Below are 3,221 nucleotides of genomic sequence, written 5' to 3'. Positions count from 1 at the left end.
TGCCCAAGCGAGATAATGGTCAGCACTGGTCGCCACTGGCATACCGCAATCACCTGATTAGTAAAGATAAGATTGAAATTGATTACCTGACATCTGCTGAACTGCACGAGATGTTCCGCCCGGAGGTGATCCGTAAGGCAGTGCGCGGTGAGGTGCGTGTTTATAACAACATTTACTTTAGCACTGAGCTTGCCAGGGTTGAGGGTGAAAAAGTTCGTGTCTGCTTTGATATTCATGACCCTAACACGGTGATAGTTCGCAACATGGACGGCACCTGGATTTGTGACGCCATCTGGGACGGCAACAAGGTGGATGCTTTCGCCAAGCCTTATGTTAAGCGGCTTGAAGAGAAGCGGGTTAAGGAACGCAGGGAGCGGCAAGAGAGGAAAATCTATCGCGATATTGAGCGGGAGCTTACCCCGGCGATTGAGCAAAAGCCGGAACATGATTTCAGTCGCTTCTTTGCGCCTGAGCCAGAACAGCGCCAAAAGGTTTATTTGCACGAAGATGATTACGAATTTGATTTAAAGAAAGCCAGTAACAGCCATTAAGGATAATTAAATGAGCGTATTAAGCGATTTGCAGAGCCTTATGGCTCGGACCGGTTACACCCAAAAACGGGTGGCAGCACAAACTAAAGTCAGTGATTCCGTTATTTCCCAATATTTGAAAGGAACATATCCGGGGAATATTGAAAAAGTTGAATCGGCAATCAGAAACTTTATTTCCCGTGAAGAAGAGAAAGAGCGCAAGCGCACTGTGCGCGCCGAGTTTGTGCGTACTCGCCTGGCGAATAAATGCCTGGCACGAATGCGCGATGTGCATCTGGATGGCGATATTGGTGTGCTTTCCGGCTCAGCCGGTGCGGGTAAAAGCATGGTCATGAAGCATTACGCCAGCCTGTTTAACGATGTGATCTTGATTGAGGCTGACCCTGGTTACACGACAAAGGTGCTGCTGCAGGAGTTGTGCGAGCGTCTTGGCGTCAATAAGAGCGGCAATATCCATGAGTTAAGCGAGAACTGCATCAACGCACTGCGGGGGACGGGTTGGGTTGTGCTCATTGATGAGGCTGAGCTGTTGCCCTATCGCGCGCTGGAGGCGCTACGCCGTATTCATGACCGTTCTGGTTCCGGCGTGGTCTTAGCCGGTATGCCCCGACTGTTATTGAACCTCAAGGGCCGCCGTGGTGAATACGCGCAATTATATAGCCGCGTGGGTATCGCAATTGATCTCGATGCCGAGCAGAAGAAAACCGAGCATGAAGACTTCAACAGCATTATCACCAGTCTTCTACCCGAGGATGTGGATTATTCGCAGATACCGGGGTTATTTGATGCGTTTCGCAAGCAGTCAAAAGGCAACTACAGGCGATTATTCAAGCTGGCGCGTGGCGTTGTTCGAGCCAGCGGTATCGGTGACCAGGGTATTTCGCCTGCCCTGGTTGAGGAGTATTCAGGGATGCTGATCCACTGAGGGAATGCCATGAATGCACTGATTAAACGAGAAGTTAAGGCGCTGCGTAATCTGGGGTTCAACAGCATTTTTTATTCCAACACCAGCGGTGAGTGTCGTTTTTCGCCTTTCATTGATTGCTTTGTTTCCGGTCAGCTAAACGTTGATGTGTATTCCTGGGAGCGTGAAGTGGCTGGCGTTGGTAACGACGGTAAAGGTTGGGATATGGATGAGTGCGATGCTAAACGGCTCATTATCCCTTTTATTCAGACCCGCGAAGGGTTTAGGCAAGCGTACCGCCTGGCGCGGTTGTGTGTGCAACTGCCGCGTTCATGGCGGCTTCACTAAATGGATTAAAAATAAATGAAATACATCATGTTGCGCACTAGCGGAAATATTCCACGTGATATTCCGATTATTTTCCCTGACCAGTTGGTTCATGACGATGTGGCACAGGCCATTAAAGGGATGTCAGAGGATTACCGTTTTGCTGATGCCGCAATCGTATCAGCTGGATTTTGCCGTGTAGCTGTGGCGTGTTCGGGGAAAAGTGAAACTTGTGGTGTTGGTAGTCGTGATTGTGATGACGACGTGATCAACACCTACGACTACACCTTGGGATTATTGTTCGACTAAAGGAGCTGAACGTGATTAATCAATTCGATGCTTATACCCAGGCCAGGGCTGCGTTAGAGGCCAATGGCTGCACCATCCTGAATTCAACCCGTAAGCACCAGCGTCCGGTGATTACGGCTGATAGCACCTGCGGGCAGATTGTCTGGCCAACGGTGGACGTTGTTGTGAGAGAGAACGGCGTGCAGCGCACGGTTCGCACGTCGCGTGTTCATGAATGCCAGGTTATCTGGAATTAATCGAGGGAAATAAATGGCAGTAATAATGACTATCGCCATTCAGGAAACTGAAACAGGCATCCAAACTGATATTTCTGTAAGTAGCAATGATTTTACCGAAAAAGAAATGACCCACACAGCTGCAATACTGGAAGTGATTGAAGACGCCTTTAAGGCAAATGGCGGAAAGAAAGAAGTTATTTTAGGAGATAATGTGCATGTCCACTAAACCCAAACGTATCAAAAGCGCGGCAGCTGTTTATGTGCCGCAGTCGAAAGAAGATGTGACCTGTGATATTCGCAAGATTGGCGACCTGTCTCGCGAATTAGCGCGGGTCGAAACAGCCATGAATGACGAAATCGGCGAGATTACAGACCGTTATGCCCCGCAGATGGATGTTCTCAAGAAAGACCTGGAAGTGCTGCAAAAAGGCGTTCAGGGCTGGTGTGAAGCCAACCGCGACGAGCTGACCAACAACGGTAAGACCAAGACAGCTAACCTGGTCACCGGCGAGGTGCAGTGGCGCAATCGTCCGCCATCGGTCTCCATTCGTGGTGCCGACTCCGTGCTGGAAACCTTGCTGCGCCTGGGGCTTGAGCGCTTTATTCGCCGCAAGGAGGAAATCAACAAGGAGGCTATCCTCAATGAGCCTGCAGCGGTGGCCGGTGTGGCGGGCATCACGGTGAAATCGGGCATTGAGGACTTTGCCATTGTGCCGTTCGAGCAGACTGTGGGGGCGTAGATGCTGAAAATGACCGCTGCGCAGTTTAATGAAACGTATCCGGTTGGCAGCCATTTCACCTATAAACCGGACTGGTCTCACTTGGATGCGAAAGTCGTCAAGACTGTCGGTGTCGCACAGAAAGTCGGTGGCGTTGTCGTGGTTGAAATAAATCTCGACCCACATTTTGCAA

The 3,221-nt window shown here is 50.1% G+C and carries 7 protein-coding genes; all 7 read left to right on the top strand.

Translation table 11 applies throughout. The annotated features are described in order from the left end of the window. Positions 1 to 551: Mu transposase C-terminal domain-containing protein (locus ADK28_RS08585; RefSeq protein ID WP_193392123.1), on the top strand; the 551-nt coding region annotated here is incomplete at its 5' end. Between the two features lie 10 nt (positions 552 to 561). Further along, positions 562 to 1,476 carry an AAA family ATPase gene (locus ADK28_RS08580; protein WP_048795429.1) on the top strand — a complete coding sequence of 305 codons (915 nt, stop codon included), beginning with the start codon at positions 562 to 564 and terminating at the stop codon, positions 1,474 to 1,476. Between the two features lie 9 nt (positions 1,477 to 1,485). Continuing rightward, on the top strand, positions 1,486 to 1,803 hold the full coding sequence (locus tag ADK28_RS08575) for a hypothetical protein (protein ID WP_048795428.1): 318 nt from the start codon (positions 1,486 to 1,488) through the stop codon (positions 1,801 to 1,803). 15 nt (positions 1,804 to 1,818) lie between these two features. Further along, the gene (locus ADK28_RS08570; RefSeq protein WP_048795427.1) at positions 1,819 to 2,091 is read left to right on the top strand and encodes a hypothetical protein; all 273 of its coding nucleotides are present in this window, start codon (positions 1,819 to 1,821) and stop codon (positions 2,089 to 2,091) included. 11 nt (positions 2,092 to 2,102) lie between these two features. Beyond that, complete coding sequence (locus tag ADK28_RS08565) at positions 2,103 to 2,327, top strand: hypothetical protein (RefSeq protein WP_048795426.1); 225 nt, start codon at positions 2,103 to 2,105, stop codon at positions 2,325 to 2,327. A 25-nt stretch (positions 2,328 to 2,352) separates the two neighbouring features. Then, positions 2,353 to 2,535: a hypothetical protein gene (locus ADK28_RS08560; RefSeq protein ID WP_152929667.1), complete on the top strand. Its 183-nt coding sequence runs from the start codon at positions 2,353 to 2,355 to the stop codon at positions 2,533 to 2,535. Continuing rightward, entirely contained in the window at positions 2,525 to 3,049 is a 525-nt protein-coding gene (locus tag ADK28_RS08555) for a host-nuclease inhibitor Gam family protein (RefSeq protein ID WP_048795424.1), read from the top strand. The genes ADK28_RS08560 and ADK28_RS08555 overlap by 11 nt, the downstream gene beginning before the upstream one ends. The last annotated feature ends 172 nt before the right edge of the window (positions 3,050 to 3,221 follow it).

Source organism: Serratia sp. 506_PEND (assembly GCF_001076875.1).
Classification (GTDB): domain Bacteria; phylum Pseudomonadota; class Gammaproteobacteria; order Enterobacterales; family Enterobacteriaceae; genus Serratia; species Serratia marcescens.
Note: the sequence above shows the minus strand (reverse complement) of the source record. Positions and strands in the feature narration are given on the sequence as shown.